This is a genomic window from Pseudomonas sp. JBR1 (genome assembly GCF_028198185.1).
Classification (GTDB): domain Bacteria; phylum Pseudomonadota; class Gammaproteobacteria; order Pseudomonadales; family Pseudomonadaceae; genus Chryseomonas; species Chryseomonas oryzihabitans_E.
This window is the reverse complement of the sequence record NZ_CP116340.1, coordinates 1,811,155-1,837,700: the sequence shown is the minus strand read 5'-3', so window position 1 is coordinate 1,837,700 and position 26,546 is coordinate 1,811,155. Positions and strand designations below refer to the sequence as shown.

29 protein-coding genes and 1 pseudogene are annotated in these 26,546 nt (G+C 65.6%); 17 read left to right on the top strand and 13 right to left on the bottom strand.

Annotated elements, in window-relative coordinates:
- The first annotated feature begins 6 nt into the window (after positions 1-6).
- The 5 genes from motD to PJ259_RS08500 all read left to right on the top strand — a co-directional run bounded on the left by motD (position 7) and on the right by PJ259_RS08500 (position 3,638).
- A complete protein-coding gene (gene motD / locus PJ259_RS08520) occupies positions 7-867 on the top strand; it encodes a flagellar motor protein MotD (protein ID WP_271655463.1) in 861 nt (286 codons plus the stop codon).
- Between the two features lie 35 nt (positions 868-902).
- Positions 903-1,691: a ParA family protein gene (locus tag PJ259_RS08515; RefSeq protein WP_059315534.1), complete on the top strand. Its 789-nt coding sequence runs from the start codon at positions 903-905 to the stop codon at positions 1,689-1,691.
- A gap of 57 nt (positions 1,692-1,748) precedes the next feature.
- The gene (locus PJ259_RS08510) at positions 1,749-2,669 is read left to right on the top strand and encodes a chemotaxis protein CheW (RefSeq protein ID WP_059315533.1); all 921 of its coding nucleotides are present in this window, start codon (positions 1,749-1,751) and stop codon (positions 2,667-2,669) included.
- 73 nt (positions 2,670-2,742) lie between these two features.
- Positions 2,743-3,222: a chemotaxis protein CheW gene (locus PJ259_RS08505; RefSeq protein ID WP_007160357.1), complete on the top strand. Its 480-nt coding sequence runs from the start codon at positions 2,743-2,745 to the stop codon at positions 3,220-3,222.
- Positions 3,222-3,638 carry a DUF2802 domain-containing protein gene (locus tag PJ259_RS08500; RefSeq protein WP_059315532.1) on the top strand — a complete coding sequence of 139 codons (417 nt, stop codon included), beginning with the start codon at positions 3,222-3,224 and terminating at the stop codon, positions 3,636-3,638. The genes PJ259_RS08505 and PJ259_RS08500 overlap by 1 nt, the downstream gene beginning before the upstream one ends.
- A gap of 35 nt (positions 3,639-3,673) precedes the next feature.
- Here the strand turns inward: PJ259_RS08500 and PJ259_RS08495 are convergent, their stop codons facing one another.
- The gene (locus PJ259_RS08495; RefSeq protein ID WP_059315531.1) at positions 3,674-4,597 is read right to left on the bottom strand and encodes an aspartyl/asparaginyl beta-hydroxylase domain-containing protein; all 924 of its coding nucleotides are present in this window, start codon (positions 4,595-4,597) and stop codon (positions 3,674-3,676) included.
- 170 nt (positions 4,598-4,767) lie between these two features.
- Between PJ259_RS08495 and PJ259_RS08490 the strand changes: the two genes are divergently transcribed.
- On the top strand, positions 4,768-5,307 hold the full coding sequence (locus PJ259_RS08490; protein ID WP_059315530.1) for a DUF2058 domain-containing protein: 540 nt from the start codon (positions 4,768-4,770) through the stop codon (positions 5,305-5,307).
- Between the two features lie 9 nt (positions 5,308-5,316).
- Here the strand turns inward: PJ259_RS08490 and PJ259_RS08485 are convergent, their stop codons facing one another.
- A complete protein-coding gene (locus PJ259_RS08485) occupies positions 5,317-5,961 on the bottom strand; it encodes a YciC family protein (protein ID WP_059315529.1) in 645 nt (214 codons plus the stop codon).
- A gap of 30 nt (positions 5,962-5,991) precedes the next feature.
- Positions 5,992-6,558 (bottom strand): cysteine hydrolase family protein, encoded by a 567-nt coding sequence (locus tag PJ259_RS08480; RefSeq protein WP_271655462.1) that lies wholly within the window; start codon positions 6,556-6,558, stop codon positions 5,992-5,994.
- A gap of 274 nt (positions 6,559-6,832) precedes the next feature.
- On the opposite strand from PJ259_RS08480, the gene PJ259_RS08475 reads away from it, so the two are divergent.
- Positions 6,833-7,609 (top strand): DUF2076 domain-containing protein, encoded by a 777-nt coding sequence (locus tag PJ259_RS08475; protein ID WP_271655461.1) that lies wholly within the window; start codon positions 6,833-6,835, stop codon positions 7,607-7,609.
- Between the two features lie 59 nt (positions 7,610-7,668).
- Here PJ259_RS08475 and PJ259_RS08470 read toward each other — a convergent pair whose 3' ends face one another.
- On the bottom strand, positions 7,669-8,106 hold the full coding sequence (locus tag PJ259_RS08470) for an Lrp/AsnC family transcriptional regulator (RefSeq protein ID WP_059315526.1): 438 nt from the start codon (positions 8,104-8,106) through the stop codon (positions 7,669-7,671).
- A 150-nt stretch (positions 8,107-8,256) separates the two neighbouring features.
- Here PJ259_RS08470 and yedA point away from each other — a divergent pair, with 150 nt between their 5' ends.
- Together yedA and PJ259_RS08460 are read left to right on the top strand one after the other, a co-directional pair.
- Positions 8,257-9,162 carry a drug/metabolite exporter YedA gene (gene yedA / locus PJ259_RS08465; protein ID WP_271655460.1) on the top strand — a complete coding sequence of 302 codons (906 nt, stop codon included), beginning with the start codon at positions 8,257-8,259 and terminating at the stop codon, positions 9,160-9,162.
- A 40-nt stretch (positions 9,163-9,202) separates the two neighbouring features.
- Positions 9,203-9,868 (top strand): YceH family protein, encoded by a 666-nt coding sequence (locus PJ259_RS08460; protein WP_271655459.1) that lies wholly within the window; start codon positions 9,203-9,205, stop codon positions 9,866-9,868.
- Here PJ259_RS08460 and PJ259_RS08455 read toward each other — a convergent pair.
- Genes PJ259_RS08455 through PJ259_RS08430 form a run of 6 tightly spaced genes read right to left on the bottom strand, consistent with a single transcriptional unit; the run spans position 9,856 to position 16,490 of the window.
- Entirely contained in the window at positions 9,856-11,439 is a 1,584-nt protein-coding gene (locus PJ259_RS08455) for a BatD family protein (protein ID WP_271655458.1), read from the bottom strand. The two genes, PJ259_RS08460 and PJ259_RS08455, sit on opposite strands and share 13 nt — an antisense overlap.
- A complete protein-coding gene (locus tag PJ259_RS08450) occupies positions 11,436-13,112 on the bottom strand; it encodes a tetratricopeptide repeat protein (protein WP_271655457.1) in 1,677 nt (558 codons plus the stop codon). Before PJ259_RS08450 ends, PJ259_RS08455 begins: the two co-directional genes overlap by 4 nt.
- Complete coding sequence (locus PJ259_RS08445; RefSeq protein WP_059315521.1) at positions 13,109-14,107, bottom strand: VWA domain-containing protein; 999 nt, start codon at positions 14,105-14,107, stop codon at positions 13,109-13,111. Before PJ259_RS08445 ends, PJ259_RS08450 begins: the two co-directional genes overlap by 4 nt.
- Complete coding sequence (locus PJ259_RS08440; RefSeq protein WP_271655456.1) at positions 14,100-14,594, bottom strand: DUF4381 domain-containing protein; 495 nt, start codon at positions 14,592-14,594, stop codon at positions 14,100-14,102. Before PJ259_RS08440 ends, PJ259_RS08445 begins: the two co-directional genes overlap by 8 nt.
- Positions 14,591-15,529 carry a DUF58 domain-containing protein gene (locus tag PJ259_RS08435; RefSeq protein ID WP_271655455.1) on the bottom strand — a complete coding sequence of 313 codons (939 nt, stop codon included), beginning with the start codon at positions 15,527-15,529 and terminating at the stop codon, positions 14,591-14,593. The genes PJ259_RS08440 and PJ259_RS08435 overlap by 4 nt, the downstream gene beginning before the upstream one ends.
- A gap of 1 nt (position 15,530) precedes the next feature.
- The gene (locus tag PJ259_RS08430; protein WP_059315518.1) at positions 15,531-16,490 is read right to left on the bottom strand and encodes an AAA family ATPase; all 960 of its coding nucleotides are present in this window, start codon (positions 16,488-16,490) and stop codon (positions 15,531-15,533) included.
- A gap of 317 nt (positions 16,491-16,807) precedes the next feature.
- On the opposite strand from PJ259_RS08430, the gene PJ259_RS08425 reads away from it, so the two are divergent.
- Entirely contained in the window at positions 16,808-18,898 is a 2,091-nt protein-coding gene (locus PJ259_RS08425; RefSeq protein ID WP_271655454.1) for an LTA synthase family protein, read from the top strand.
- Positions 18,899-18,954: 56 nt separating this feature from the next.
- On the opposite strand, the gene PJ259_RS08420 is transcribed toward PJ259_RS08425, so the two are convergent.
- From PJ259_RS08420 to PJ259_RS08415, 3 genes and pseudogenes are all read right to left on the bottom strand, one after another.
- The gene (locus PJ259_RS08420; RefSeq protein WP_160923550.1) at positions 18,955-19,170 is read right to left on the bottom strand and encodes a cold shock domain-containing protein; all 216 of its coding nucleotides are present in this window, start codon (positions 19,168-19,170) and stop codon (positions 18,955-18,957) included.
- Positions 19,171-19,287: 117 nt separating this feature from the next.
- Positions 19,288-19,596: pseudogene (locus PJ259_RS22785) on the bottom strand (cold shock domain-containing protein membrane protein); the annotation flags it as partial.
- A gap of 166 nt (positions 19,597-19,762) precedes the next feature.
- A complete protein-coding gene (locus tag PJ259_RS08415; RefSeq protein ID WP_059315515.1) occupies positions 19,763-20,233 on the bottom strand; it encodes a Dps family protein in 471 nt (156 codons plus the stop codon).
- 211 nt (positions 20,234-20,444) lie between these two features.
- Between PJ259_RS08415 and aspS the strand changes: the two genes are divergently transcribed.
- From aspS to tolQ, 7 genes are all read left to right on the top strand, one after another.
- Entirely contained in the window at positions 20,445-22,220 is a 1,776-nt protein-coding gene (gene aspS / locus PJ259_RS08410; protein WP_271655453.1) for an aspartate--tRNA ligase, read from the top strand.
- 106 nt (positions 22,221-22,326) lie between these two features.
- Positions 22,327-23,073 carry a YebC/PmpR family DNA-binding transcriptional regulator gene (locus PJ259_RS08405; RefSeq protein ID WP_059315513.1) on the top strand — a complete coding sequence of 249 codons (747 nt, stop codon included), beginning with the start codon at positions 22,327-22,329 and terminating at the stop codon, positions 23,071-23,073.
- Positions 23,073-23,633 (top strand): crossover junction endodeoxyribonuclease RuvC, encoded by a 561-nt coding sequence (gene ruvC / locus PJ259_RS08400; RefSeq protein WP_007160336.1) that lies wholly within the window; start codon positions 23,073-23,075, stop codon positions 23,631-23,633. The genes PJ259_RS08405 and ruvC overlap by 1 nt, the downstream gene beginning before the upstream one ends.
- A 46-nt stretch (positions 23,634-23,679) precedes the next feature.
- Positions 23,680-24,282, top strand: coding sequence for a Holliday junction branch migration protein RuvA (gene ruvA / locus PJ259_RS08395; protein ID WP_271655452.1), 603 nt, complete (start codon positions 23,680-23,682; stop codon positions 24,280-24,282).
- A gap of 4 nt (positions 24,283-24,286) precedes the next feature.
- Entirely contained in the window at positions 24,287-25,339 is a 1,053-nt protein-coding gene (ruvB, locus tag PJ259_RS08390) for a Holliday junction branch migration DNA helicase RuvB (protein WP_271655451.1), read from the top strand.
- A 51-nt stretch (positions 25,340-25,390) separates the two neighbouring features.
- Positions 25,391-25,840, top strand: coding sequence for a tol-pal system-associated acyl-CoA thioesterase (gene ybgC / locus PJ259_RS08385; RefSeq protein WP_271655450.1), 450 nt, complete (start codon positions 25,391-25,393; stop codon positions 25,838-25,840).
- A 2-nt stretch (positions 25,841-25,842) separates the two neighbouring features.
- Positions 25,843-26,535 (top strand): protein TolQ, encoded by a 693-nt coding sequence (gene tolQ, locus PJ259_RS08380; RefSeq protein WP_059315509.1) that lies wholly within the window; start codon positions 25,843-25,845, stop codon positions 26,533-26,535.
- Positions 26,536-26,546: the final 11 nt, after the last annotated feature.

Here is a 26,546-nt window from a genome sequence, read left to right as displayed (position 1 = left end):
CGCCGCATGCCTCGCCGCCGCCGTCCCGAAGAGCACGAGAACCACGAACGCTGGCTGGTCTCCTACGCGGATTTCATCACCCTGTTGTTCGCCTTCTTCGTGGTCATGTATTCCATTTCCTCGTTGAACGAGAGCAAGTACAAGGTGCTCTCGGACAGCCTGTCAGGCATCTTCAGCCAGCCAGAGCGGTCGCTCAAACCTATCATCCTCGGCGATCAGCGTCCGGCGGGAACGACGCCTGCGGTAATGGACACCAGCGCCGCCCAGAGCGCCAAGGGCACGCCTAGCGATCCGCTGCAGCAGATCGCCGACAGCGTGCGATCCACCTTCGGCGATCTCATTGCCGGCGACCAACTGAACATCAAGGCCAGTGAGATGTGGCTGGAAATCGAGCTCAGCTCCAACCTGCTCTTTGCCAGCGGTGACTCTCTGCCGAGCAATCCCGCCTTTGGCCTCATGGAAAAAGTGGCCAAGATTCTGGCGCCGTTCAAAAATCCGATCCAGGTACAGGGCTACACGGACGACCGTCCCATCAGCACGGCGCTGTATCCCACCAACTGGGAGCTATCAGCGGCCCGGGCCGCCAGTATCGTGCGGCTGCTGATCGGCAATGGCATCGCCCCGCAGCGCTTGGCTGTGGTCGGCTATGGCGCCTATCAGCCGGTGGTCGACAACACCAATGACGTCAACCGAGCCCGCAATCGGCGGGTGGTTCTGCTGATCTCGCGCAATCTAGACTTGTTCCGGCCACAGAGCACCTTGCAAAATTCGTCGACTGGCACACAATCTGCAGCATCGCCTGGAGAGCTGACGCCCAAGGGGGCGCCTGTCAAATCTTCGTCGCCGGCCTCTGTGCCGGCCCCTTGACCCGGTCGGTCATGTCGTCGGGAGGAAGTCTGCACATGAGAGTCTGGGCTGTCGCCAATCAGAAGGGTGGGGTGGGCAAGACCACCACCACCGTTGCCCTCGCCGGGTTGCTAGGCGATGAAGGCAAGCGCGTCTTGCTGGTGGACCTGGATCCCCATGGTTCCCTGACCAGCTATTTCGGTCAGGATCCGGACAGTCTCGAGCACAGCGTGTTCGACCTGTTCCAACACGGTGGTCAGGTCCCGGAAGGCCTGCCGAAGCGTCTGCTGCTGCCGACCAGCCATCCGCAGTTGTCGATGCTGCCGTCCAGTACCGCCCTGGCTACCTTGGAACGCCAGTCGCCTGGGCAGAGCGGATTGGGCCTGGTGATTTCCAAGAGCCTGGCGCAACTGTGGAACGACTTCGATCACGTGCTGATCGACAGCCCACCGCTGCTTGGGGTGTTGATGGTCAATGCTCTGGCGGCCAGTCAGCATCTGGTGATTCCCACCCAGACCGAATTCCTGGCACTCAAGGGGTTGGAGCGCATGGTCAACACCCTGACCATGATCAACCGCTCGCGCAAGCAGGCGCTGCCCTACACCATAGTGCCGACCCTGTTCGATCGCCGTACCCAGGCCTCCATCGGGACGTTGAAGGTATTGCGCAATACCTATCCCGCGCAGTTGTGGCAGGCCTTCATTCCCATCGATACCCGGCTGCGCGATGCCAGTCGCTCCGGGCAGGTGCCGTCGCGCTATGAACTCAACAGCCGCGGTGTCATCGCTTACCGGGCGCTGCTACGGCATCTGCTCGAAGGGGCGCCCAGTAGCCAGGTCGCCTGATTCAAGTTTTCCATCCTTCCAGCCGATAGGCTGGACAACCCACCCACGTAGATCGCCATGAGCCAACCGACGTCCCTCGACAATCGTCCGCAGCGTGTTCTTCAGGGCTATCTCGATGCCCTGCTGCTGGATGCGTTCCTGGAGCTGCCGACCGCTGAAGTCGCGCCTGCCGTGGCGCCCGTGGTCGTGCCCGCAGAGCCGATCGCCAGCGTCAGCGAGGACGAGTTCGCCGCCGCCGTGCGCGAAGAGCTCGAGCGCGACGCCGCGCGACAGCCCCGGGTCGTGCCGTTGACCGCGCGCCGCGCAGGCGTTGCGCTGGCCGAGCGCTCCCCGGCCGAGGTCCTGTTGCCAGTGACCCTGCCCGTGGCGGCGCCGGACACCGATATCGAGCTGGATTGGCGCGTCCCTGAATTGGCCCCGGTCGCCGAGCCGCCGCGTCCCATCGTGGAAGGCATCGCCGTGGGCAATGTGCCTTCGCCATCGCTGCTGGTCGGCGGCGCGCCGCCCGGTGGCGTAGCGCTGGAGGGTCGGCCCGAATGGGGCGAGGAACCCTTCGAATGCCTGTTGTTCGACGTCGCCGGCTTGACCCTGGCCGCGCCTTTGGTCTGCCTGGGCTCCATCTACCCACTCGCCGACGAAGAGTTGACGCCGCTGTTCGGTCAGCCAGACTGGTTCCTGGGCCTGCTACCCTGCCAGGCAGGTAACCTGCGCGTTCTCGATGCGGCGCGCTGGGTGATGCCCGAACGTTACCGTGACGACTACCGTGAGGGCCTGAAATTCGTGATATCGCTGCAAGGTCTGGACTGGGGCCTGGCCGTGCATGGCGTCAGCCATTCGGTACGACTGGATCCCGCCGAGGTCAAATGGCGGAATCAGCGCGCTACCCGGCCCTGGCTGGCCGGTACGGTGATCGATCAGATGTGTGCGCTGCTGGATGTGGCGGCGCTCGCTGAACAGGTGGTGGGTGGCCGTCGCTAGGGCTGCCCGCCGCAACTAACCAGCGGGTTCGCCCGCTTCGCCGCACGTGCGGTATTTGACGAGGCTAGGGAACATGAAAAAAACGTCCGCACAGGGTTCCGAAGATCCGGTCCTGCAATGGGTTACCTTCCGCCTGGATAACGAGACCTACGGCATCAACGTGATGCAGGTCCAGGAAGTCCTGCGCTATACCGAAATCGCTCCGGTCCCCGGTGCGCCGAGCTATGTGCTGGGTATCATCAACCTGCGCGGCAACGTGGTGACGGTGATCGACACCCGTCAACGCTTCGGACTGCTGCCCACCGAGGTCACCGACAACACCCGTATCGTCATCATCGAGGCCGACAAGCAGGTCGTCGGTATCCTGGTCGACAGCGTGGCCGAGGTGGTCTACCTGCGGCAGTCGGAGATCGAGACCGCGCCGAACGTCGGCAATGACGAATCCGCCAAGTTCATCCAGGGCGTGTGCAACAAGAACGGCGAGCTGCTCATCCTGGTCGAGCTCGACAAGCTGATGACCGAAGAAGAGTGGTCGGAGCTGGAAAGCATCTGATGCTCGTCGGGCTGATCCTGCTCAGCGTCGCGCTGGGGCTGGCCTGTGCCGGCCTCGGTGGTTGCTGCTGGCTGCTCTGGCAACGCCAGCAGCAGCAGGTAGCGAAACAGGTTGAGCGGGACGCCCTTGTCGACAAGCGTATGCAGATTCTGCTCAAGCGCCTGGAAACCTACCAGGCCGGGCAGGTGCGCATGGGTGAGCAGGTGCAGGGACTGGCCAAGGTGGTGGCGCCCTTGCCTGATCGGTTGACCCAGATCGAGCAGAGCGACCCTACCAGTCTGTCCTTTTCCCAGGCTGCGCGCCTGGTGGGATTGGGCGCCAGCGCCGACGATCTCACCCAGGCCTGTGGCCTCTCCCAGGCCGAAGCCGAGCTGGTGGCCCGGCTGCATCGGCAGCGCCAGCAGCGCTCCGGCTAATCTGCCTTTGACGCCGCCTGCGCAGGATCGCCGCCTTAGCTGACGATCCAGTGGTAGAGCGCGATCACTACCAGCACGGCCAGCACCGGTTTGGCGATGCGATAGGCCTTGGGATGGCGCCGCTTGAATTTCTTCACGCCGCCACCGATACGATCACCGAATCTCTTGCTGAAGGCATAGGCCTGGTTGATGCCGCCTACGCGTTCGCCTTCGACGTTCTGCGGCGCTGTGGCACTACCCAGGAAGCGGCTGACTGCCTGGTTGATGCGCGTCAGCAGACGGTTGCGCAATGGCCGTTCCACATCGCAGAACAGGATGACCCGGGTCTGGTCGGTCTCGTTCTTCACCCAGTGCACATAGGTTTCGTCGAACATCACATCCTCGCCATCGCGCCAGGCATAGGGCTGGCCGTCGACATAGATGCGGCAGGCATCCGAGTTGGGCGTGGCCAGACCCAGGTGATAGCGCAGCGAGCCGCCGAAGGGATCGCGATGCGGATTCAGATGGCTGCCGCCTGGTAGCAGGGCGAACATGGCGCCCTTGACGTTGGGGATCTGCCGCACCAGTTCGACGGTGCGCGGGCAAAGGGTCTGGGCGGAGGGCAGCGGTTCGCCGTACCAGGTCAGGTAGAAGCGCTTCCAGCCCTTCTTGAAGAAGGAACCGAAGCCGGCGTCGTTGTCCTTTTCCGCGGCGCGAATGTAGCCCTCGTCGAACAGCCGCAAGGCTTCGACGCGAATCTCCTGCCAATTGTCCTTGAGTACGTCCAGCTCCGGAAAGCGGCTGCGATCGAGGTAGGGCTTGGACGGGACGCTGGAGAACAGGTACATCAGGGCGTTGTAGGGGGCGAACACCGCCGAGTGGTTGACCAGTTGGCGCAGGAAGGGCAGGCGAGCGCGTCCGCGAAGGTGGACGAAGAGCACGCTGGCGACGAAGAGCAGGACGATCGCGAAGGTAATCATGGACAAATTCTGATCGGCAGCGCCCGAACCAGGGGCGGATAGGTCATGACTGCATTATTTCACCCCCGGGAAAGGCTTGCACTCGCTTCGTCGGCTGCGCAGGATGAACACCCTGGCGCGCGGCCGCTCCCGAGCCGTGCCCCCTTGGATGATCTAGACGAGTCGTATCGATGAGCATGTCCCTACGCGACCAGCTGCTGAAAGCCGGATTGGTCAATGAAAAGCAGGCCAAGCAGGCCGTCAAGCAGAAGCAGAAACAGAGCCGCATGGAGCATCGCGGGCAGACGGAAAAGGACCGCTCCCAGGAGCTGGCCGTCCAGCAGGCCCAGGCGGAAAAACTGGCCAAGGACCAGGAGCTCAATCGTGCTCAGGAAGACAAGAAGCGGCGCAAGGCCGAGCAGGCGCAGATCAAGCAGCTGATCGAAACGAGCCGCCTGCCCAAGCTGACCACCGAGGACTACTACAACTTCGTCGACGACAAGAAGGTCAAGCGCCTGTCGGTCAACGTCATGATGAGAGACAAGCTCAGCAAGGGCAGTCTGGCCATCGTGCGCTACGAGGGTCGCTACGAGGTGGTGCCGCGCGCCACCGCCGAACGTATCCAGGAGCGCGATCCCAAGCGGGTGGTACTGCTCAACGTGCAGAGCGGCGAGCCGGATCCGGACGATCCCTATGCCGCCTACCAGGTGCCGGACGACCTGATGTGGTGAAGTGCCGGGTCAGGCGTCCTGCCTGACCAGCATGTAGATGCGATAGACGGCGATGCTGGGGATCAGCTGCAGGAAGCCTGAAAGGGTCTGCAGTACGATCTCCAGCGCTGCGTCCTCGGCGAAATGTCGGGTGATCCAGGCATCGAGTAGCCAGGCCGGCAGCACCGTGGCCAGGATGCATGCCAGCAGGGTGAAGAAGTGCCCACGGCTCAGGCGCAGGCTGCCACGCAGCGCATCCAGCGGCGCCCGTCCCTCCAGCACCAGCAGGTTCTCGGCGAAGGCCAGCTTGGCCATGATCAGGAAGCCCGGCACGATCAGCAGCGAAAAGCCCAGCATCACCAGCCCCGAGGTCAAGGCCGCGAGGAGGGCGAAGCGAGGCCAGAGCAGCAGCGCCGCGCCCCAGGCACCGCTCAGGCGCGGTGTGGTGCCCTGCGTACGTGCCTCCAGAAAGATCAGCAAGGCGGCGGTGTACAGCGGATAGCAGAGCAGGCTGACCAGCATGTCCCACAGCCCATTGGTCACGCCGAACCGCTCCAGCACCTGATAGCGCAGCAGGGCTTCGAGCAGCAGCCAGGGCAGGGTGAGGACGGCCAGGGGCCGCAGATTGCGGGCAAAGAAAGACAGCGAGTCGCGCAGGATATCGACAGGGTTCATGCAGCTCTTCCAGGCGGGCAGGAGGGCAGTCTAGCAGGGCGACCCGTTCGTCCGCAGACGTTCGAGCATGGCTGCGCTGGAGGTGACGGTGGCGTATTCGCCGTGCAGATTGGCCATAGCCATCGCATGGACCTCCTCGGCGCTGCGCGGCCGACCGGAGAAGTCGGTCTTGGCGAAGGTGTAGCAGGCGTCTTCGGCGACCCAAGTGGTGAAATCCAGATTGCCGGCGCTGCGCGCCGTGGCTTCCACCGAATTCTCACTGGCCACGCCACAGATCAGCAGTGAGTGGATACCGCGCTGGTGCAGCCAGCGTTCCAGGCCACTGTTGGCGAAGGCGTCCGGGACCTGCTTGTCGAACACCGGCTCGCCGTGCAGCGGCGCCAGGGCCGGCTGGAACTCCACCCCGGGCTGCCCTGGCCAGAACACCGAGCGCGGATCGCGCGACAGATGGCGGACATGTAACAACGGGGCCCGGGCCTGGCGCCAGGCCGCCAGCAGTTCAGCGATCCGCCGCTCGGCATCGGGATGGTTGCGTGGCCCCAGGTGCGGGGCGCGGATGCCCTGTTGCTGGTCGATCAAAATGAGCAGTGGAATCATGACCGAGTCTCTTTGAAAAACGACCAGACTCCCGTAGCACCCGCCGATTGTCCAGTTGCGGGCAGCGGTTCGGAACTCGATGGCGAGACGTCTCTTCAGATAGGGAGGGATGACGTGCGGTGTCTGGCTGAATCCATGCTGAACGCCGTGCGGATCCATCTTGAAATGGCGACCCTTCGTCATTATCTGGCTAGTAGCGCATCGCTTGCGCCTTTCAGTATCCAGGCCGTTCCCGGGGGAACGCCGTCAGTAGACCGTCTGCGGGAGGGTCATCATGCAACGCGAAGAAAGCCAGCTGATCGAGGGTCTGTTCGACCGTCTCAAGACCACCGAAGCGCAAACCGCGCCCCGCGACCGGGAAGCCGAGGCGCTGATCCAGCAGCGTCTGCGCGACCAGCCCGCGGCGCCCTATTACATGGCTCAGGCGATGTTGATCCAGGAAGCCGCCATCAAGCGGCTGGACCAGCGCGTCAAGGAGCTGGAAAGCCAGATGGCCCAGGTTCAGCAGAATCGCCCTGGCAGTGGCGGCTTTCTCTCCAGCCTGTTCGGCGGCAGCAGCAACCAGCCACCAGCCAGTGGCCCGGCACCTGCCAATGCGGCGCCTTCTCGCGGCTGGAACGATCCCGGTCCGGCGGCACCGCGTCAGGGCTACGGTCAGCCCAATCCGGGCTACGCCCAGCCTGCACCGGGCTATGGTGCGCCTCAGGCCGCACCGTCGCGCATGGGTGGTTTCATGGGCGGCGCCTTGCAGACTGCCGCCGGGGTAGCCGGGGGGATGCTCGCCGCCCAGGCGATCTCGGGGTTGTTCCATCATTCGCAGCCCGAGGAGATCGTCAACGTCATCAATGAGACACCAGCGACCGACCAGGGCCTGGCCGATGCCGGCTCCCAGGGTGGCTGGGCGGATAACGCCAGCTACGACAATGGCGGCGGTTTCCAGGACGCCGGGGGCTATCAGGATAACGGAGGCTTCCAGGATGCCGCCGACTATGGCGATACCAGCGGTGGTGGCTTCTTCGACGACGGTGGCGACGACGACTCTTTCATCTAGGTCGTCGCGCCCAGCCAGCCCTGGCGCCGCAAGGCTCCAGGGCTTTTTTGTGCGCGGCTTTAGGTGGAGATGAGCGGCAGCGGCCGCTCGAAGGGCGTCGATAGCACCACCACGGTACGGCTCATGCCGAATGTGGTAAGGGTGTCGATGAGGGCTTCCAGCTCGGCCATGTCGCGCACGGCGGCGCGCAGCATCAGGCAGTCCTCGCCCGTGACCCGGTGACAGGCGAGGAGCTGGGGCAGGGCTTCCAGCTTCTTCAGCAACGGCCCCTGGCTGGTACTGTGCAAGCGCAGCGAGATCAGGCATTCGGTGCCGTAGCCCAGGGCGCGGCGGTCGATACGGGCGCCATAGCCGGTGATGACGCCGGCGTCCTCAAGCTTGGCGATGCGCTCGGCGATGGCCGGCGCGGAGAGGCCCAGGCGGCGGCCCAGTTCGGCGTAGCTGGCGCGGCCCTCCACCAGCAGCAGATCGATGAGGCGTCGATCGATATGGTCCATGTCCTGCTCCCCGCCTTCGAATCGAAGGCTGTTGTCCCTAAAATCTGCCGAATCAAAGCCTGATCAGGCCCTTTCTCTCCTGACTGTATCTTAGCCGTCCTGGCACTCGCTCCTACAATGTCAGCCTGACCTACCAGGAAACTCTCGCGCATGGACACCTCCGCCTCGCCCTGCATCGCGCCGCGCCTACCCAGTTGGCTGCCACTGTTAGCGGCCTTTTTCGCCCTCTATGTGGTCTGGGGTTCCACCTATCTGGTGATCCGTATCGGCGTGGCTCATTGGCCACCGCTGCTGATGGCGGGGCTGCGATTCCTCATCGCCGGGAGTCTGCTGCTCGGCTGGCTGCGCCTGCGGGGAGCGCCCTGGCCGACGGCGCGCGAGACCGCGGCTGCCGCGGTGATCGGCATTCTGTTGCTGGGCGTCGGCAATGGCGGCGTGACCCTGGCCGAGCATTGGGGTGTGACCTCCGGCATCGCGGCCTTGTCGATCGCCACGGTCCCGCTGTTCACCCTGTTGTTCGGCTTGCTCTGGGGGCAGCGCAATACCCTGCTGGAATGGGCCGGTATCGCCTTGGGGCTGGTGGGGATCGCCTTGCTCAATCTGGGCGACACCATGAGCGCCACGCCGCTCGGGGCTGCGGTGATCCTGCTCGCCGCAGCGGCCTGGGCTTTCGGCTCGATCTGGAGTCGCTACCTGCCGTTGCCACGCGGGGCTATGGCCAGTGCGGTGGAAATGTTGGTAGCTGGCGCTGTCCTGCTTAGCGCCAGCTACCTCAGTGGCGAGCGGCTGCAGCATTGGCCAGCCCTGGGCGGTTGGTTGGCGCTGGGCTATCTGGTGGTGTTCGGCTCCCTGATCGCCTTCAGTGCTTATCTCTACCTGCTGGGCCGAGTACGGCCGGCGGCGGCTACCAGCTATGCCTATGTGAATCCGGTGGTGGCGGTGCTGCTGGGTACCCTGTTCGTGGGTGAACGGATCGGTCCGGCGGAAATGCTGGCCATGCTGGTCATCGTGGGCGCCGTGGTGCTGATCGGCTTGCCGCAGTGGCGACGTCGCTGACGGCAGGCTAGGCTGGCGCGTCATCCAAGCGGAGTTCGCCATGAGCCAAGCAGTCACCCCCGCCTTCGCCGAAGAGCCGCTCGAAGCCACCGAGATCCGTGTCCTCGGCAGTCTGATCGAAAAGCAGCTGACCACGCCGGAAAGCTATCCCCTGACCCTCAACGCGCTGGTGCTGGCCTGCAACCAGAAGACCAGTCGCGAACCGGTACTGAACCTCACCCCAGGCGAAGTGGGGCAGGGGCTGCGACGGTTGGAGGAGCGTGGCCTGGCGCGTCTGGTCATGGGCAGTCGTGCGGACCGCTGGGAACAGCGCCTCGAAAAGGCACTGGAGCTGCCGCCGCCGCAGTGGGTCCTCTGCGCCCTGCTGTTCCTGCGCGGTCCCCAGACCCTGGGCGAATTGCTCGCGCGCAGTACCCGGATGCATGCCTTCGACGATACCGAGCAGGTGCGCCATCACCTGGAGCGGCTGATCGCTCGCGGCCTGGCCACCGGGCTTGGGCGCCAGCCGGGTCAGCGGGAAGAACGCTACCTGCATCTGTTCGGCAACGCGGCTGAACGCGATGCCCAGGTCGCGCAACTCGGCAGTACCTCCGATGGCAGTCCGTCCGTGGGCGGACGCGAAGGCCGGCTGGAGGTCCTGGAAGCCCGGATCGCCGCCCTCGAAGAGCGCCTGGCGCGCTTGGAAGAGAGTGCTCAGCGCGGATAGAGCGGCGGCAGGGTGTCGTGTACCGCCGCCGGTGTCAGCGGCGGCAGGGCGTTGATCGCCTGCCACAGGGTCTCGCCCTGCCAGCGCTGACCGGCTTCGCTGTACAGGGCGCCGTTGAGGTCGTCGAGGGCGGCCGCCAGGGGTTCGAAGCGGGCGCCCATGGCTGCCAGGGTTTCCGGTTGTTGCCGGGCCCAGGCATCCAGGGCGTGGCGCGTCGCATGGGGATCATTGCTCTGGCAGGCGCGGCGCAGCTCTTCGCGCTGCACGCGGCTGTCCACGTCCGGCACGGCCGGGAGTACCGCCGGTTGACGCCGGGCGCGCCACCAGAGGCCGAAGCCAAGCAGCGTGGTGAGCGCGAAGAAGGCGGTCGCCAGCTGCCAGCGCCAGAGTCCGCGGTCGCCCGTGGTGATCTTGACCACCGTCGGCGTGGCGGTCGGCTGCAGCGTCGGATCTTCGGCCACCACTAGGGGCTGGGCGGGCAGGGTAGCGCGCTCCAGGGTATCAGTTTCGGTGTTCCACCAGACCACTTCCACCGGTGGTAGCAACTTGTCGCCGCTGCTGCTGGGAATCAGGGCGACGCGTTCTTCGCGTTGCCCGACCAGGCCACGTGCCTGGGTCTGCAGGGATAGCCGCGGCTGCTCGGCATAGCGTTTCACGCCTTCTATCTCGGGCAATACCAGCGGCGGCAGCTGACCCGGTGCCAGGCCTTCGGCACGTACCTGCAGGGTACGGGTCAGGGCGCTGCCTTCCCGGGCATTTTCCGGGGCAGGATTCCACTGCTGCGTCAGGGTCAGGCTGCGCGCCGGGACCCAGGGGGTCTGTGGCGGATAACTGGCCGGTTGTGGCAGAACCTCCAGGGTCAGCGCCGGAGTGCGCAGCTGGATCGGCTGGCCAGCGCGCGAGCTGTCGTCGAGGCCACCGGCGAGGGTGGCGCTGAAGGTCTGGGGCGGCAGTACCAGGGTGCCGCTCTGCAACGGATGGATGGCGTAGCGCCATTCGATCACGCCATGACGGACGCCGTCGAGGTCGCGCTCATAGACGTTTGGCGTACCCAGCAGGTCGACCCGCGCGTCGCTGGGATTGGGTGGGGTGAGCACATGGTCGTCGTAGAGCGCTACCGCGTGGTAGAGGCGGATGGTCAGGATGGTTTCCGCCTGCACATAGAGCCTGGGGCGATCCACCGCGGCTTCCAGATAGACTGGCTCCCGCGTCTGGCGCTTGGCGGCTGGGGCCGCCACGGTGACGGTCAGCGGCTGACTGTGGGCACCGCCCAGGCTGAGTGCGGGAATGATGAGGGCGCCGCTGGCCTTGGGTTGCAGGGTCACGTTCCAGCGGGTGGTTACCTGCTCGCCCGGCGGCAGGCTGTTTTGGCGCACCCCGAGCACCTTGAAGTCCTGCTCCAGCGGGGCGAGATCGGGTTTGCCGAACTGGGCGGGATCGGTGGTCTCGAGAATGAGTTCCAGGGTCTCGTTCTGGCTGAGCTGACTGCGTTCCAGGCGAGCGCTGAGATCCGCCGCCTGGACGAGGGGCGCGAGCAGCGCCAGGGGCAGCAGCAATGGATAGGGCTTCATTGCAGCGCGTTCTCCTCGCGTTGTTGCTGCTGATACCAGAACTTGCGGCGCAGTAGCTCGGCCGGGTTGTCGGGGATTTCCCGCAGCCACTGTTCGGCGGCCTGGTGCTGTTCTTCCGCCAGGGAGTCGTCAGGCACGGACGGGCTGACGAGCCAGTCCGCACCGGGCTGGGCCTGCTGCTGCGGGTTGGCCGCAGCAGTGGCGTCCGGGGTAGCGGTGCTGGCGCTGGCAGGTTCGTCGGCTTGGGCGCTGCTCTGGTTGGCGGCTTGGGCCTTGCGGCTACGCGCGGCGGCGTCGGCCTGCGCCGCGGCGGCGCGCTGGGCAAGCAGACGCTCGAGGCGGTTGCGATTGCGCAGCGCCGCGGTCAGATCCGGACGCAGCACCAATGCCGCACGATAGGCGAGCAGGGCTTCTTCCAGGCGACCGGCCATGGCCAGCGCATTACCACGATTGTAGTGGCCGTCCGCCGAGGGATCCCGGGCGAAAGCCGCGGCGGCGCCAGTGAAGTCACCGGCCCGGTAGAGCGCCACACCGCGCCAGCGCTCGTCGGTAAACCGCTCGGCGGCCGCACCGGCCTGGTCGTCGCTGAGCAGCTGCAAGCCCTGCTGGTCACGGCGTAGCCAGAGATCGTCCCAGCTACCCGCGTGGACCGGAGGTGGCGTCAACAGCAGGCAGAAGGGCAGGCACAGCAGCCAGCCGCGGCGTGCGCCGCAGGCCACCAGCACCAACAGGGGCAGGAGCAGCAGGTAACCCTGGTCGCGCCAGTCGGAAGGCCCCTGGCCAGCGCTGGCGCGGACATCATCGGGCCGCTCCAGCAGTCCGAGCCGGCGCAGATCGCCGTCATCGCGCTGCAGACGCTGATAGCGTCCGCCCAGTTCGCGGGCGATGCCTTGCAGGCGACCCTCGTCCAGTCGCGCGATGCGGATGCCGCCTGCGGCATCGCTCAGATAATTGCCTGTCTCGGCGGCTACCGGGGCACCCTGGGGCGTACCTGGTCCGAGGATGGCCAGTTGACGCAGACGGCCTTCCAGCTGGCGTTCGATACCCAGGCGCTCACGGTCGTCCAGCTCGCTGGTGATGAGCAGCAGCCGGGCGCTGGCACTGGGCGCAGGCCCGAGCAGCTCCAGCGCCTTGGCGATCCCCAGATCGGCGCGCTGGCCGGGCACCGGCATGATCGAGGGGCGCAGCGCCTTGAGCAGGTTGTCCATGGTCGGCAGGTCGTCGGTCAGGGGCACCAGGGTATGGGCGCTACCGGCATAGACGACGATGGCGGTCTCACCGTCCTGGCGCGCCTTGAGCAGGTCCTGCAGCTTGCGCTGCACGGCCAGCAGGCGGTTGGGGACGACATCGGTGGCGAGCAGGTCCGGCGTCAGGGCCAGGACCACCACCAGGGGATCGTTGCGCCGGAAGTTCTGGGGTTCGCCCTGCTGCCAGCTGGGGCCGGCCAGGGCCAGGCAGGCCAGCAAGCCCGCCAGGCCCAGCAGGATCAGTCCGAGGGGGGAGCGCTGGCGCTCGCTGTCGGCGAGCAGCCAGGGATGCAGCGCTGGCGGCAGCAGCGCCTCCCAGCGCCCGTGACGATGGCGACGCTGGCGCAACGACCAGATCACCAGGGCGACTGGCAGCAGGGCCAGCAGCCAGTAGGGACGCAGGAACAGCGGTAGCCAATCGCTCATGTGGCCTTGCCTCCGCGACGCCAGCGGCGGGGCCACGGCAGGCGCCCGAGCGCCAGGGTCAGGCCGAGCAGCAGCGCCGCGGCCAGGGGCCAGGCATAGAGCTCGCGAGTGGGACGGGCCTGGTCGGGTTGCTGACGGATGGGTTCGAGGCGGTCGAGTTGCCGCGACACGGCCGCCAGTTCGGCGCTGGATCTCACCCGGAAGTAGGCGCCGTTGGTGAGGTCGGCGAGATGCCGCAGCATGGGTTCATCGAGATCGCTGGGCGTTGCGCCAACGCCCAGGGCATCCGGTTCGGCGCCGATCCCCAAGGTATAGACGCGCACCCGCTCACTGGCGGCCAGGGTCGCCGCGACCTCGGGTGTCACCACGCCGCCATTGCTGGCGCCATCGGTGACCAGGATCAGGGTCCGACTGTTGTCCGGGCGCTTGCGCAGGTGCTTGACCGCCAGGCCCACCGCGTCACCCACCGCCGTATTACGCCCGGCCAGGCCGATCTGGGCTTCCTCCAGCAGGGCATGCACGGTACGCCGATCGGCGGTCAGGGGCGCCTGGAGATAGGCCTGGGAGCCGAACAGGATTAGCCCGACGCGATCACCCTGGCGGCTGTCGATGAAGCGCCCCAGCAGCTGCTTGACCAGGGTCAGGCGGCTGACGCTTTCGTCGCCCAGCTGCATGTCCTGGGTATCCATCGAACCGGAGACGTCCACCGCCAGCAGCAGATCGCGCCCGCTCACGTCCAATGGCTGGGGCGGCCCCACCCACTGCGGGCGGGCGGCGGCGGCCAGCAGCAGCAACCAACCCAGCAAATAGGGCAGCAGGCGTCGGGCCCCGACCAGACCGCCGGCGCGACTGGTGCGTCCGCCCAGGTGTTCGAGTTCGCTGAGGAAGTCGACCCGCAGGGCTGCCTGGCCGCTGTCGGCGGCCGGCAGCAGCAGGCGCAGCAGCCAGGGCAGGGGCGCCAGCAGCCACAGCCAGGGCCAGGCGAATTCAAACATGCTTGCGGATCCAGGTGGCGACGGCATCCTGCAGGCCGTCGATGGTGCGGTCGTCCAGCCGACAGTCCGGGCGATAGCCGCCGTCGACCAGGATCATGTAGCGCGTCAGGCCGGCGGCAGGGCAGCGGGAATCGAGAAAGGCCAGCCAGTCCCGCCCGCTCAGGGTCTGGCTGAGCTGATCCGGATAGCTGGCGCGGCTGAGCCGCTTGAGCAAGGCGTTCAGCGCCTGCAGCCAGGGACCGGCCGGGCCGCCGTAGGGGCGGGGCAGCTGAGCCAGTTCGGCCAGCGCGGTGGTGCGCAGATCCTCTTCGGTGGTCGGTTCCGCCACGGTGATGCGGGTCAGCGGTCGCCGGCCGCGGCGATGACGGAGAAAGAAGGCCAGCGCCACCAGGATCAGCGCCAGCAGCCACCAGCCCGGCGCCGGCGGCCACCAGACGGGTTCCGGGGGCAGCCGCAGCGGCTCCAGGTTGGGTGCGCCGGGGCTCACGAGGCATACCCCGGGCGATGTTGCCGCAAGAGATGCCGCAACTGCTCGACCAGGTCGTCCGCCGTGGACAGCGGCAGCAGTGGAATGCCCAGGCGCAGGCTGAGCTCCGTCCAGCGCTCGCGGCGCTGCGCGGCCTGCTCGGCATAGCCCTGACGCACGTCGCTGCGGTCGGTATCCAGTTCCACTTCGGCCTGGCCGCTGGTGAAGCGCAACAGGCCGGCCTGGGGCAATTCGTGATCGAGCGGATCGGAAAGCGGTAGCAGGACCAGGTCGCTGTGCCGCGAGAGCAGCGTGAGGTGCTGTTCGGTGGCCACGTCCAGACTGCGCTCGTCGCAGATCACCAGCGCCAGGCTGCCCGGACGCAGCACTTCGCGGGCGCGGCGCAATACCTGGTTGAAGCTGATACGCGGCACCTGGGCCAATGCCGGATCCCGCAGCGCCCGGTTGGCATTGACCAGGTGATCGAAGAAGCGCAGCAGATTCTGCTTGCTGCGCCGCGGCCGCACCTCGTGCAGGCGCTCGCCACCAAAGATCATGCCGCCGATGCGGTCGTTGTGCTCCAGCACCGCCCAGCCGATCAGCGCGGCCAGGCGTCCGGCCAGCACCGACTTGAATTGCTGGCAGGTGCCGAAGAAGGTGCGCGGACTCTGCTCCAGCAGCAGATAGACCGGCCGCTCGCGTTCTTCGTGGAACAGCTTGGTGTGGGGCTCACGGGTGCGGGCAGTGACGCGCCAGTCGATGGCCCGTACGTCGTCACCGGGCTGATAGGCCCGTACCTGGTCGAAGTCCACGCCGCGACCGCGCAGGCGCGAATGGTGCAGGCCGATCAGCGGGCTGCGCCGTCCGGCGGCGGAAAACAGCTGCACCTCGACCACCCGGTGGCGCATCTCGATGAGCTCGGCCAGGCCCAGGGTCACGCCGTCGCGCTCGGCCATCTCAGGCCACGGCCACCAGATCGAGGATGCGCTGCACCACCCGGTCATGGTCGATACCGGCGGCCTCCGCCTCGAAGGACAGGATGACGCGATGACGGAGGACGTCGAAGACCACCGCCTGGATGTCTTCCGGGCTGACGAAGTCCCGCCCCGCCAGCCAGGCATGGGCGCGAGCGCAGCGATCCAGGGCGATGGAGCCGCGCGGACTGGCACCATAGGTGATCCAGTGCGCCAGGTCCTGGTCGAAACGGCCCGGGGTACGGGTCGCCATGATCAGCTGGACCAGGTACTCCTCCACGGCGTCGGCCATATACAGCCCGAGCACCTCACGGCGCGCGGCGTTGATGGCCGCCTGGGTGACGCGCTCGGTCGGCAGGGTCTCGCCGTCCAGGGCTTCGCCACGGGCCTGCGCCAGGATGCGGCGCTCCACCGAGGCGTCCGGATAGCCGATCTTGACGTGCATCAGGAAACGGTCGAGCTGAGCCTCGGGCAGGGGATAGGTGCCTTCCTGCTCAATGGGATTCTGGGTGGCCATCACCAGGAAGAGGTCGGGCAGGGGATAGGAGGTGCGGCCGATGCTCACCTGGCGCTCGGCCATGGCCTCCAGTAGCGCGGACTGCACCTTGGCCGGTGCCCGGTTGATCTCGTCGGCCAGGACCAGGTTGTGGAAGATCGGCCCTTGCTGGAAGGAGAAGGTCGCCGTGTCCGGGCGATAGATCTCGGTGCCGGTGATGTCGGCGGGCAGCAGGTCGGGGGTGAACTGGATGCGGTGGAAGTCTGCCTCCAGGCCTTCGGCCAGGTCCTTGATGGCCTTGGTCTTGGCCAGCCCCGGGGCGCCTTCCACCAGCAGGTGACCATCCGCCAGCACGGCGATGAGCAGGCGCTCCACCAGGGTTTCCTGGCCAAGGATCTGGCTGGTCAGGTAGGTGCGAAGCACCTGCAGAGCGTCACGGTGAGCCATGGGGCATCCTGAATACGGCGCTGGAGCGGTCAAAGGTGCGCAATTTTACTGCAAGCGGCGGCTGCCGCCCATGCCTGCGCTGGCGTCGCATTCAGAGCAGTTTTTGACGAAATTTTGACGCGGGTCTGGTCAGGCTGGGCGGCTGTCGACGCGGCCAAGGTCTCGCTTCGCTCAACCAGTGCGTGCCAAGACTGGCGTGATCGCGCCGGAGGGTTAAACTCCCACGCCTGCCGACCGCGCTCGAGGCCTCTGCGTGGCCGATCTCGTGCCGCTGGCCATTCGCCGCGAATCCCTGCTGCTTTTGACAAGGTGTTTTCATGTCGCAAACGGAAGTCCCCCAATCCCCACGCGCCGCTGGCGTCCGGCCGGTGCCGACGCTGGGCAGCCACCTGAGTTTCGTCTTGGGCTGCGGCCTGGCGCTGATGGTCATGTTCACCCTGCTGCGCCTGGCGATGCTGGGCTACAACACCGATCTGATCGGTGAGTCGCCCTTCGCGACCTTTGCCGAAGCCTTCTTCAACGGCGCCCGCTTCGACCTGCGCCTGGTGGTCTATATCTGCGCGCCCTCGCTGTTCTGCCTGTTCAGCCTGAGAGCCATGGCCGCACGCCGGCTGCAGGCCAGCTGGTTCACCCTGGCCGCCAGCCTCTGTCTGTTGCTGGGCGTCGGCGAGCTGAATTTCTATCGGGAATTCCACCAGCGGTTGAACAGCCTGGTCTTCCAGTACCTGCAGGAAGACCTGCACACCGTCACCAGCATGATCTGGAACGGCTTCCCGGTGGTACGCCTGCTGCTGGCCTGGGCCGTGGCGACCCTGTTGCTGGGACTGGTGTTCTTTGGTATCGAGCGGGCTACCCGCCGCCATGCCGCGCCAAAGCCTGCGGCCTGGTATCGCCGGGGTGCGGTATTCATGCTCTGCCTGGTGGTGGCCGTCATCGCCGCGCGTGGCACCCTGAGATCCGGTCCGCCGCTGCGCTGGGGCGATGCCTATACCACGGATTCCATGTTCGCCAACCACCTCGGCCTGAACGGCACCCTGACGCTGATCGACGCGGCCGAGAACAGCTTCTCCGATCACCGCGACAACAGCTGGAAGGCGACCATGCCCGCCGCCGATGCGCTGGCGGTCACCCGGCAGATGCTGCTGACCCCGCGCGATGAGCTGATCGACGCCGACAAGGCCGCCATTCGCCGGATCTATACCCCGCCTGCCGACGGCCAGTTGCCCAAGGTGCGCAACGTGGTGGTCATCCTCATGGAAAGCATGGCCGGGCGGTACATCGGCGCCCTGGGCAACGAAGACGGCATCACCCCGAACTTCGACGCCCTGGCCAAGCAGGGCACCCTGTTCACCCGCTTCTTCTCCAACGGCACCCATACCCACCAGGGCATGTTCGCCACCATGGCCTGCTTCCCCAATCTGCCGGCCTTCGAGTACCTGATGCGCATGCCCGAGGGTGCCCACCAGTTCTCCGGCCTGCCGCAGCTGCTCAGCACCCGTGGCTTCGACGACGTCTATGTCTACAACGGCAACTTCCAGTGGGACAACCAGTCCGGCTTCTTCAGCAACCAGGGCATGACCAGCTTCGTCGGGCGTGAGGACTTCGTGAATCCGGTGTTCATGGATCCGACCTGGGGCGTGTCCGACCAGGACATGTTCGACCGCTCGGTGCAGGAACTGGACAAACTGGCCAAGGCGCCGGACGGCAAGCCTTTCTATGCGCTCTTGCAGACCCTGTCCAACCACACCCCCTATGCGCTACCCAAGGACCTGCCGGTCGCGCCGGTCACCGGCCATGGCTCGCTCGACGAACACCTCACCGCCATGCGCTACGCCGACTGGTCGCTGGGCCAGTTCTTCGCCAAGGTCAAGCACGAGCCCTGGTACCAGGACACCCTGTTCGTGATCCTCGGCGACCACGGCTTCGGCAACAACGAGCAGATCACCGAGATGGACCTGTCGCGCTTCAACGTGCCGCTGCTGTTGATCGGTCCGGGCGTGCAGGAAACCTTTGGCGCCCGTCGCGATACCGTGGGCAGCCAGATCGACGTGGTGCCTACCGTGCTGGCGCGCTTCGGCAAGCCGACTCAGCACCAGTGCTGGGGCCGTGACCTGCTGGGCCTGCCCCAGGGCGATCAGGGCGTGGCCGTGATCAAGCCGTCGGGCAGCGACCAGACCGTGGCCCTGGTGACCGGCGATCACATCCTGGTCAAGCCGCGTGACCGGGACGCCGTGCTCTATCGCTATCACCTGGGTACCCAGGCCGGTGGCGAAGTGATCAAGGGTGACACCAATATGCCCGAGTTGCAGAAGCGCCTGGAAGCCTTCATCCAGACCGCCACGGCCAGCCTGCTCGGCAACACCACCGGCATGAACGACAGCAAGGCCGCCGCCGCCCAGCGGCAGTGACGCTCGTCTAAAAAGAAAGGCCGCCCGAGGGCGGCCTTTCTTTTTGCTGACAGAGATCAGGCCGCGATGACCACGTCCTCGGCTTGCAGGCCCTTGTCCCGCTGGATCACCGAGAACTCCACGCGCTGGCCTTCCATCAGCACCCGATGACCTTCGCCACGGATCGCGCGGAAGTGCACGAAGATGTCGTCGCCGGTATCGCGGGAGATGAAGCCGAAGCCCTTGGAGGTGTTGAACCACTTCACCGTGCCACGCTCGCGGTCATCGGCCAGCGGACGTGCCGGGGCAGGGGCTGCAGCCGCGCGTGCCACCGGGCGTGGACGCGCCTCGGCATCGGCCGTGGGAGCGCTGCCGGCCGGCCCACGAAACTTTTCCGGCAGGCTGGCCAGGGCGGCGACCAGGGTCAGCCCCAGCGGCAGCAGTTCAGCCGGCAGGCCGCCGATCTGCTCGAGGGGCGCCAGCAGGATGAAGGTCTGGGCCACGACGGCGATCACCAGCAGGGCGCTGGCGAGTTTCTGGGTGCCACTGCTGCGGCTGCGGGAGAAGGGCGTGAATAGAAGGGTGGCAAGACCCAGCAGGGCCAGATGGATGGACTCGGGTTGATCGAAGGACGAGGTGTCGGACTGCAGTCCGGGAATAGCCGATAACAGGAGCGCGGCAGCGCCCACCACGACATGGACAGTAGATAACGTGTTCAATGTGAAATCACCTTGGGTTCAAGAACACGGGTCTGCCGAAACTGCCGGTACGTTGCCCGACAGCGGAGTGACCCGGCGCAAAACGCGCATCCTTATTAAACCCAAAAGGTGAGGGCTGCTCAATCGTGGCACCGTCGCCGGTCGTGGCCGGCGACGGTGCTCTGACTCAGGCGGCGAGCAGGCTGCGCAGCATCCAGGCGGTCTTCTCGTGGGTCTGCATGCGCTGGGTCAGCAGATCGGCGGTGGGCTCGTCATTGACCTTGTCCAGCAGCGGGAAGATGCCCCGGGCAGTACGCACCACGGCTTCCTGACCCTGCACCAGCAGGCGGATCATCTCCTGCGCGTCCGGTACTCCTGCTTCCTCCTTGATGCTCGACAGGCGCGCATAGGCAGCGTAGGTGCCCGGTGCCGGGAAGCCCAGGGCGCGGATACGCTCGGCGATGTCGTCCACCGCGACCGCCAGCTCGGTGTACTGGGTCTCGAACATCAGGTGCAGGGTGTTGAACATCGGCCCGGTGACGTTCCAGTGGAAGTTGTGGGTCTTCAGATAGAGGGTGTAGGTGTCGGCCAGGAGGCGCGACAGGCCCTCGGCGATCTCGGCGCGATCCTGTTCGGCGATTCCGATGTTGATTTCCATGCTGACGGCTCCTGTGCGTCGGTTGCGAAGGGCTTCGAGGCTATCACAGAACCGCTGGCCGTTTAGCCAGTGTCGGCATGTCGAGCTGCGTGCCCGGCTACGGTAAAATCGTGACGGATGATATAGAATCTCCCGTTCAGTCGAGCGCCCGGTCCTGCTGGCCCGGCGCCTCCACGCATTCAGCCTGTTCTAGAGAAGCGAAAACACGACCATGATGCGCAGCCACTATTGCGGCCAGTTGAACGAGAGCCTGGACGGCCAGGAAATCACCCTCTGCGGTTGGGTCCACCGCCGCCGTGACCACGGCGGGGTCATCTTCCTCGACATCCGCGATCGCGAAGGCCTGGCCCAGGTGGTGTTCGATCCGGATCGCGCCGAAACCTTCGCCAAGGCCGACCGCGTGCGCAGCGAATACGTGGTCAAGCTCACCGGCAAGGTGCGCCTGCGTCCTGAAGGCGCCCGCAATGCCAACATGGCCTCCGGTGCCATCGAGGTGCTGGGCTATGAGCTGGAAGTGCTCAACGAAGCGGAAACCCCGCCGTTCCCGCTCAACGAGTACACCGATGTGGGTGAAGAGACTCGTCTGCGCTATCGGTTCATCGACCTGCGTCGTCCGGAGATGGCCGAGAAGCTGAAGCTGCGTTCGCGCATCACCTCCAGCATCCGCCGCTACCTGGACGAGAACGGTTTTCTCGATGTGGAAACCCCGATCCTGACCCGGGCCACCCCCGAGGGTGCTCGCGACTATCTGGTGCCCAGCCGCACCCATCCCGGCAGCTTCTTCGCCTTGCCGCAGTCGCCCCAGCTGTTCAAGCAGCTGCTGATGGTCGCCGGCTTCGACCGCTACTACCAGATCGCCAAGTGCTTCCGTGACGAAGACCTGCGCGCCGACCGCCAGCCGGAATTCACCCAGATCGACATCGAGACCAGCTTCCTCGATGAAAAAGATATCATGGACATCACCGAGACCATGGTGCGCAACCTGTTCAAGGAAGTGCTGGACGTCGAATTCGGTACGCTTCCACACATGACCCTGGCCGAAGCCATGCGTCGCTTCGGTTCGGACAAGCCGGACCTGCGCATTCCGCTGGAACTGGTGGACGTGGAAGACCAGCTCAAGGCCGTCGACTTCAAGGTCTTCGCCGGCCCGGCCAACGATCCCAAGTGCCGCGTCACTGCCCTGCGCGTACCGGGCGGGGCGAGCATGCCGCGCAAGCAGATCGACGACTACACCAAGTTCGTCGGCATCTACGGCGCCAAGGGTCTGGCCTACATCAAGGTCAACGAGCGCGCCGCTGGCGTCGAAGGCCTGCAGTCGCCCATCGTCAAGAACATCCCGCTGGACAACATCAATGTCATCCTGGACCGCGTCGGCGCGGTGGATGGCGACATCGTGTTCTTTGGTGCGGACAAGGCCAAGATCGTGTCCGAAGCCCTGGGTGCCCTGCGCATTAAGCTCGGTCACGACCTGAACCTGCTGACCTGTCAGTGGGCGCCGCTGTGGGTGGTCGACTTCCCGATGTTCGAGGAAAACGACGACGGCAGCCTGACCGCCATGCACCACCCCTTCACGTCGCCCAAGTGCAGCCCCCAGGAGCTCCAGGCCAACCCCGGTGCCGCGCTGTCGCGTGCCTACGACATGGTGCTTAACGGCACCGAACTGGGCGGCGGCTCCATTCGTATCCATGACAAGAAGATGCAGCAAGCCGTCTTCGAGGTATTGGGTATCAGCGAAGAGGAACAGGAAGAGAAGTTCGGCTTCCTGCTGGACGCCCTGAAGTTTGGCGCGCCGCCCCATGGTGGCCTGGCCTTCGGCCTGGATCGCCTGGTGATGCTGATGACCGGCGCCTCGTCGATTCGTGAAGTCATCGCCTTCCCGAAGACCCAGAGCGCGGCCGACGTCATGACCCAGGCGCCCGGCGCCGTCGACGCCAAGGCCCTGCGCGAGCTGCACATCCGCCTGCGCGAGCAGCCCAAGGCGGAATAAGCCTTACCGGAGGAGGGTGCCCAAGTCGGCGCCCTCCGTTTCCCTTTTTCATTGCGTCGCGGCCATCGCGGCCGGCGCAGTCTTCGTCAAGACATTGGAGTAGCTTATGGCCGGTCATTCCAAATGGGCCAACATCAAGCATCGCAAAGAACGCCAGGATGCCAAGAAAGGCAAGATCTTCACCAAGATCATCCGTGAGCTGACCGTGGCCGCGCGCCAGGGCGGTGGCATTCCGGCCGACAACCCTCGCCTGCGTCTGGCGGTGGACAAGGCGCTCACTGCCAACATGACCCGCGACACCATCGACCGGGCCATCGCCCGTGGTGTGGGCGCCGGTGAAGGCGAGAACGTCGAGGAACTGACCTATGAGGGTTACGCTCCGAGCGGCGTCGCCATCATCGTCGAAGCCATGACCGACAACCGCAACCGCACCGCGGCCGAAGTCCGGCATGCCTTCAACAAGTGCGGTGGCAACCTGGGCACCGATGGTTCGGTCGCCTATCTGTTCGAGCGCAAGGGCCAGATCAGCTACGCCCCCGGCCTGGACGAAGACGCCCTGATGGAAGCCGCTTTAGAAGCGGGTGCCGATGACGTGGTGGCCAACGATGATGGCTCCATCGACGTCTTCACCAGCTTCGCCGACTTCATCGCCGTCAACGAAGCCCTGACCGCTGCCGGCTACAAGGCCGACGAAGCCGAGGTGACCATGATCCCCTCGACTTCCGCGACCCTGGACCTGGACACCGCGCAAAAGGTGCTCAAGCTGATCGACATGCTCGAAGACCTGGACGACGTGCAGAACGTCTATTCCAACGCCGAAATCCCCGACGACGTCATGGCGCAGCTCGGCTGATGTCCCTCTACGAGCGCCTGCCGCCAGATGCTCCGGGCACCCTGGTCCTGGGTATCGATCCGGGCTCCCGGCTGACCGGCTTTGGCGTGGTGCGCGACACCGGGCGCGGCTGCGAATACGTGGCCTCGGGCTGCATCCGAACCGGTAACGGTCCGTTGCCGGAACGGTTGCAGATCGTCTATCGCGGGGTGCGCGACGTCATCGCCCAGTACGGGCCGGTCACCATGGGCATCGAGCAGGTGTTCATGGCACGCAACGCCGATTCGGCGCTCAAGCTGGGTCAGGCCCGCGGCGCGGCCATCGTAGCCGGTGCCGAGGGTGGCCTGGAGATCTCCGAGTACACCGCGAGCCAGGTCAAGCAGGCCGTGGTTGGCAACGGCGGGGCGGACAAGCAGCAGGTGATGCTGATGGTCATGCACCTGCTGCGGCTGACCGAAAAGCCGCAGATCGACGCCTCCGACGCCCTGGCCATCGCCCTGTGCCATGCCCATACCCGGCAGAGCCTGGTGCCTCATGGCCTGTTGGCGACCCGTCGACGTGGCGGCCGGCTGCGTCTCTAGCTTCATCCGTTCGAACATCTCGCTCCAGAAGTAGGAAGGTATCCCTGTGATCGGTCGTCTACGTGGCACCCTGGCGGAAAAGCAGCCGCCCCATCTCCTGCTCGACGTGGGCGGAGTCGGCTACGAGGTCGAAGTGCCCATGACGACCCTTTATCGGCTGCCGGCCCAGGGCGAGGTCGTCACATTGCATACCCACCTCGTGGTACGGGAAGATGCGCACCTGCTGTACGGGTTCGGTGAAAAACGCGAGCGTGAGCTGTTTCGCGAGCTGATCCGGCTCAACGGTGTCGGTCCCAAGCTGGCCCTGGCGTTGATGTCCAGTCTCGAGGTGGATGAATTGGTTCGCTGTGTGCAAGCCCAGGACACGGCCGCCCTGGTCAAGGTGCCCGGGGTGGGCAAGAAGACCGCCGAGCGCCTGCTGGTCGAGCTGAAGGACCGTTTCAAGGCCTGGGAAAATCTGCCCGCGATCGCTCCCCTGGTGCTACCGAACCAGGCCTCCGTCGCGGCCAGTGCCGAGGCCGATGCGGTCAGCGCCCTGGTCTCCCTGGGCTTCAAGCCCCAGGAGGCCAGTCGCGCCGTCGCCGCCGTGGAAGGGGAAGACCTTTCCAGCGAGGAACTCATCCGTCGCGCCCTGAAGGGCATGGTCTGATCCCATGATAGAAACCGATCGAATCATCTCGGCCGGCGGCCGCGACCGCGAGGAGGTCCAGGATCGCGCCATTCGCCCGGTGCGCCTGGCGGACTATATCGGCCAGCCCGTGGTGCGCGACCAGATGGGCCTGTTCATCCAGGCGGCGAAGGGCAGGGGAGAGGCACTCGACCACACCCTGATCTTTGGTCCGCCCGGTCTGGGCAAGACCACCCTGGCCAATATCATCGCCCAGGAAATGGGCGTTTCCCTGAAAAGTACCTCTGGTCCCGTGCTGGAGCGCCCAGGCGATCTCGCCGCCTTGCTGACCAATCTGGAAGCGGGCGACGTGCTGTTCATCGACGAGATCCATCGGCTGTCGCCCATCGTCGAGGAGGTACTCTATCCGGCGATGGAGGACTACCAGCTCGACATCATGATCGGCGAGGGCCCGGCCGCGCGCTCCATCAAGCTGGATCTGCCGCCCTTCACCCTGGTGGGCGCGACCACCCGCGCCGGGATGCTGACCAACCCCCTGCGTGACCGCTTCGGGATCGTCCAGCGCCTGGAGTTCTACGGCACGGCGGACCTGGCTACCATCGTTACCCGTTCGGCCGGCATCCTCGGTCTCGCCATCGAAGCCGAAGGCGCCCTGGAAATCGCCCGCCGCGCGCGTGGTACGCCACGGATCGCCAACCGTCTGCTGCGCCGGGTGCGGGACTTCGCCGAAGTACGCGGGCAGGGCCATATCAGCCACGACATCGCCAGTCGCGCCCTCGACTTGCTGGATGTCGATGCCCAAGGCTTCGATCACCAGGATCGCCGCCTGTTGCTGACCATGATCGACAAGTTCGATGGCGGTCCGGTCGGGGTCGACAGCCTTGCCGCTGCCATCAGCGAAGAGCGTCACACCATCGAAGACGTGTTGGAACCCTATCTGATCCAGCAAGGCTATATCATGCGCACGCCGCGCGGGCGGGTGGTGACCCGACATGCCTATCTGCATTTCGGGCTCAATCTGCCCTCTCGTCTGGTCCAGGGTGGTACGCCCGATCTGTTCGAGGTCAATGGTAACTAAATGCAGTTGCGAACATTTCTGATTGGCAACGGCGAGGCTAGGTTCTAGAGTATGCACGCGCAATCGCGGAGCCCGTCGCCGTCCGTCCTCAGGTGTCGTGTCTACTACGAAGATACCGATGCCGGCGGCATCGTCTACTACGTCAACTACCTCAAGTTCATGGAACGCGCCCGCACCGAGCGACTGCGCGCGCTGGGCTATGCCCAGTCCGAACTCGCTCGGGACAATCTGCTCTTCGTCGTCCACAGCAGCGAAGCGCGCTACCATGCGCCCGCGCGCCTGGATGACGAATTGTTGATCGGTGCCGAGGTGGTCGAAGCGAAGCGTGCCAGCCTCAGGTTTCACCAGGAGGTTCGGCGAGCTAAGGATGATGTCCTGCTCTGTGAAGGGTGGGTGACGGTCGCCTGTGTGCGTGCCGACAGTTTCAGGCCCAGGGCCATGCCCGAGGCCATGCGAACGGTTCTTGCCGGAAATCCGGCGTCAATTCAATCAGGAGATTAAGCGTGCAACCCAACGTCGACCATACGTCCATGTGGAGCCTCATCGCCAACGCCAGTCTGGTGGTGCAATTGGTGATGCTCATCCTGGTCGCAGCCTCTGTCACGTCCTGGATCATGATCATCCAGCGTAGCAATGCCATGCGCGCCGCCAAGCGTTCCCTGGATACCTTCGAAGAGAAATTCTGGTCGGGCATCGATCTGTCCAAGCTGTACCGCCAGGCCGGCAGCAACCCCGATCCGGATTCCGGCGTCGAGCAGATCTTCCGCGCCGGTTTCAAGGAGTTCTCCCGTCTGCGTCAGCAGCCCGGTGTGGATCCCGATGCCGTGATGGAAGGCGTCTCGCGCGCCATGCGCGTGGCTATCTCCCGTGAGGAAGAGAAGCTCGAGCAAGCCCTGCCGTTCCTGGCCACCGTCGGTTCCACCAGCCCCTATGTCGGTCTGTTCGGTACCGTCTGGGGCATCATGAACTCCTTCCGCGGCCTGTCCACGGCGCAGCAGGCGACCCTGGCCACCGTAGCGCCCGGCATCGCCGAAGCCCTGATCGCCACCGCCATCGGTCTGTTCGCCGCCATTCCCGCCGTCGTGGCCTACAACCGCTTCGCCGCCCGTTCGGAAATGCTGATCAACCGCTACTACACCTTTGCGGACGAATTCCAGGCCATCCTGCACCGCAAAGTCCACACCAGCGACGAATAAAGAGGTATCCC

What these genes read in the sequence shown, in the direction of transcription:
- ruvB (WP_271655451.1), top strand. Translation starts at nt 24,287, where the DNA reads ATGATAGAAACCGATCGAATCATCTCGGCCGGCGGCCGCGACCGCGAG.
- PJ259_RS08500 (WP_059315532.1), top strand. Translation starts at nt 3,222, where the DNA reads ATGCTCGTCGGGCTGATCCTGCTCAGCGTCGCGCTGGGGCTGGCCTGT.
- PJ259_RS08460 (WP_271655459.1), top strand. Translation starts at nt 9,203, where the DNA reads ATGAGCCAAGCAGTCACCCCCGCCTTCGCCGAAGAGCCGCTCGAAGCC.
- ybgC (WP_271655450.1), top strand. Translation starts at nt 25,391, where the DNA reads ATGCACGCGCAATCGCGGAGCCCGTCGCCGTCCGTCCTCAGGTGTCGT.
- aspS (WP_271655453.1), top strand. Translation starts at nt 20,445, where the DNA reads ATGATGCGCAGCCACTATTGCGGCCAGTTGAACGAGAGCCTGGACGGC.
- PJ259_RS08430 (WP_059315518.1), bottom strand. Translation starts at nt 16,490, where the DNA reads ATGGCTCACCGTGACGCTCTGCAGGTGCTTCGCACCTACCTGACCAGC.
- PJ259_RS08415 (WP_059315515.1), bottom strand. Translation starts at nt 20,233, where the DNA reads ATGGAAATCAACATCGGAATCGCCGAACAGGATCGCGCCGAGATCGCC.
- PJ259_RS08495 (WP_059315531.1), bottom strand. Translation starts at nt 4,597, where the DNA reads ATGATTACCTTCGCGATCGTCCTGCTCTTCGTCGCCAGCGTGCTCTTC.
- PJ259_RS08470 (WP_059315526.1), bottom strand. Translation starts at nt 8,106, where the DNA reads ATGGACCATATCGATCGACGCCTCATCGATCTGCTGCTGGTGGAGGGC.
- PJ259_RS08515 (WP_059315534.1), top strand. Translation starts at nt 903, where the DNA reads ATGAGAGTCTGGGCTGTCGCCAATCAGAAGGGTGGGGTGGGCAAGACC.
- PJ259_RS08505 (WP_007160357.1), top strand. Translation starts at nt 2,743, where the DNA reads ATGAAAAAAACGTCCGCACAGGGTTCCGAAGATCCGGTCCTGCAATGG.
- PJ259_RS08405 (WP_059315513.1), top strand. Translation starts at nt 22,327, where the DNA reads ATGGCCGGTCATTCCAAATGGGCCAACATCAAGCATCGCAAAGAACGC.
- PJ259_RS08480 (WP_271655462.1), bottom strand. Translation starts at nt 6,558, where the DNA reads ATGATTCCACTGCTCATTTTGATCGACCAGCAACAGGGCATCCGCGCC.
- PJ259_RS08445 (WP_059315521.1), bottom strand. Translation starts at nt 14,107, where the DNA reads ATGTTTGAATTCGCCTGGCCCTGGCTGTGGCTGCTGGCGCCCCTGCCC.
- PJ259_RS08485 (WP_059315529.1), bottom strand. Translation starts at nt 5,961, where the DNA reads ATGAACCCTGTCGATATCCTGCGCGACTCGCTGTCTTTCTTTGCCCGC.
- PJ259_RS08475 (WP_271655461.1), top strand. Translation starts at nt 6,833, where the DNA reads ATGCAACGCGAAGAAAGCCAGCTGATCGAGGGTCTGTTCGACCGTCTC.
- ruvC (WP_007160336.1), top strand. Translation starts at nt 23,073, where the DNA reads ATGTCCCTCTACGAGCGCCTGCCGCCAGATGCTCCGGGCACCCTGGTC.
- PJ259_RS08455 (WP_271655458.1), bottom strand. Translation starts at nt 11,439, where the DNA reads ATGAAGCCCTATCCATTGCTGCTGCCCCTGGCGCTGCTCGCGCCCCTC.
- PJ259_RS08510 (WP_059315533.1), top strand. Translation starts at nt 1,749, where the DNA reads ATGAGCCAACCGACGTCCCTCGACAATCGTCCGCAGCGTGTTCTTCAG.
- PJ259_RS08435 (WP_271655455.1), bottom strand. Translation starts at nt 15,529, where the DNA reads ATGGCCGAGCGCGACGGCGTGACCCTGGGCCTGGCCGAGCTCATCGAG.
- PJ259_RS08425 (WP_271655454.1), top strand. Translation starts at nt 16,808, where the DNA reads ATGTCGCAAACGGAAGTCCCCCAATCCCCACGCGCCGCTGGCGTCCGG.
- yedA (WP_271655460.1), top strand. Translation starts at nt 8,257, where the DNA reads ATGGACACCTCCGCCTCGCCCTGCATCGCGCCGCGCCTACCCAGTTGG.
- motD (WP_271655463.1), top strand. Translation starts at nt 7, where the DNA reads ATGCCTCGCCGCCGCCGTCCCGAAGAGCACGAGAACCACGAACGCTGG.
- PJ259_RS08490 (WP_059315530.1), top strand. Translation starts at nt 4,768, where the DNA reads ATGAGCATGTCCCTACGCGACCAGCTGCTGAAAGCCGGATTGGTCAAT.
- PJ259_RS08450 (WP_271655457.1), bottom strand. Translation starts at nt 13,112, where the DNA reads ATGAGCGATTGGCTACCGCTGTTCCTGCGTCCCTACTGGCTGCTGGCC.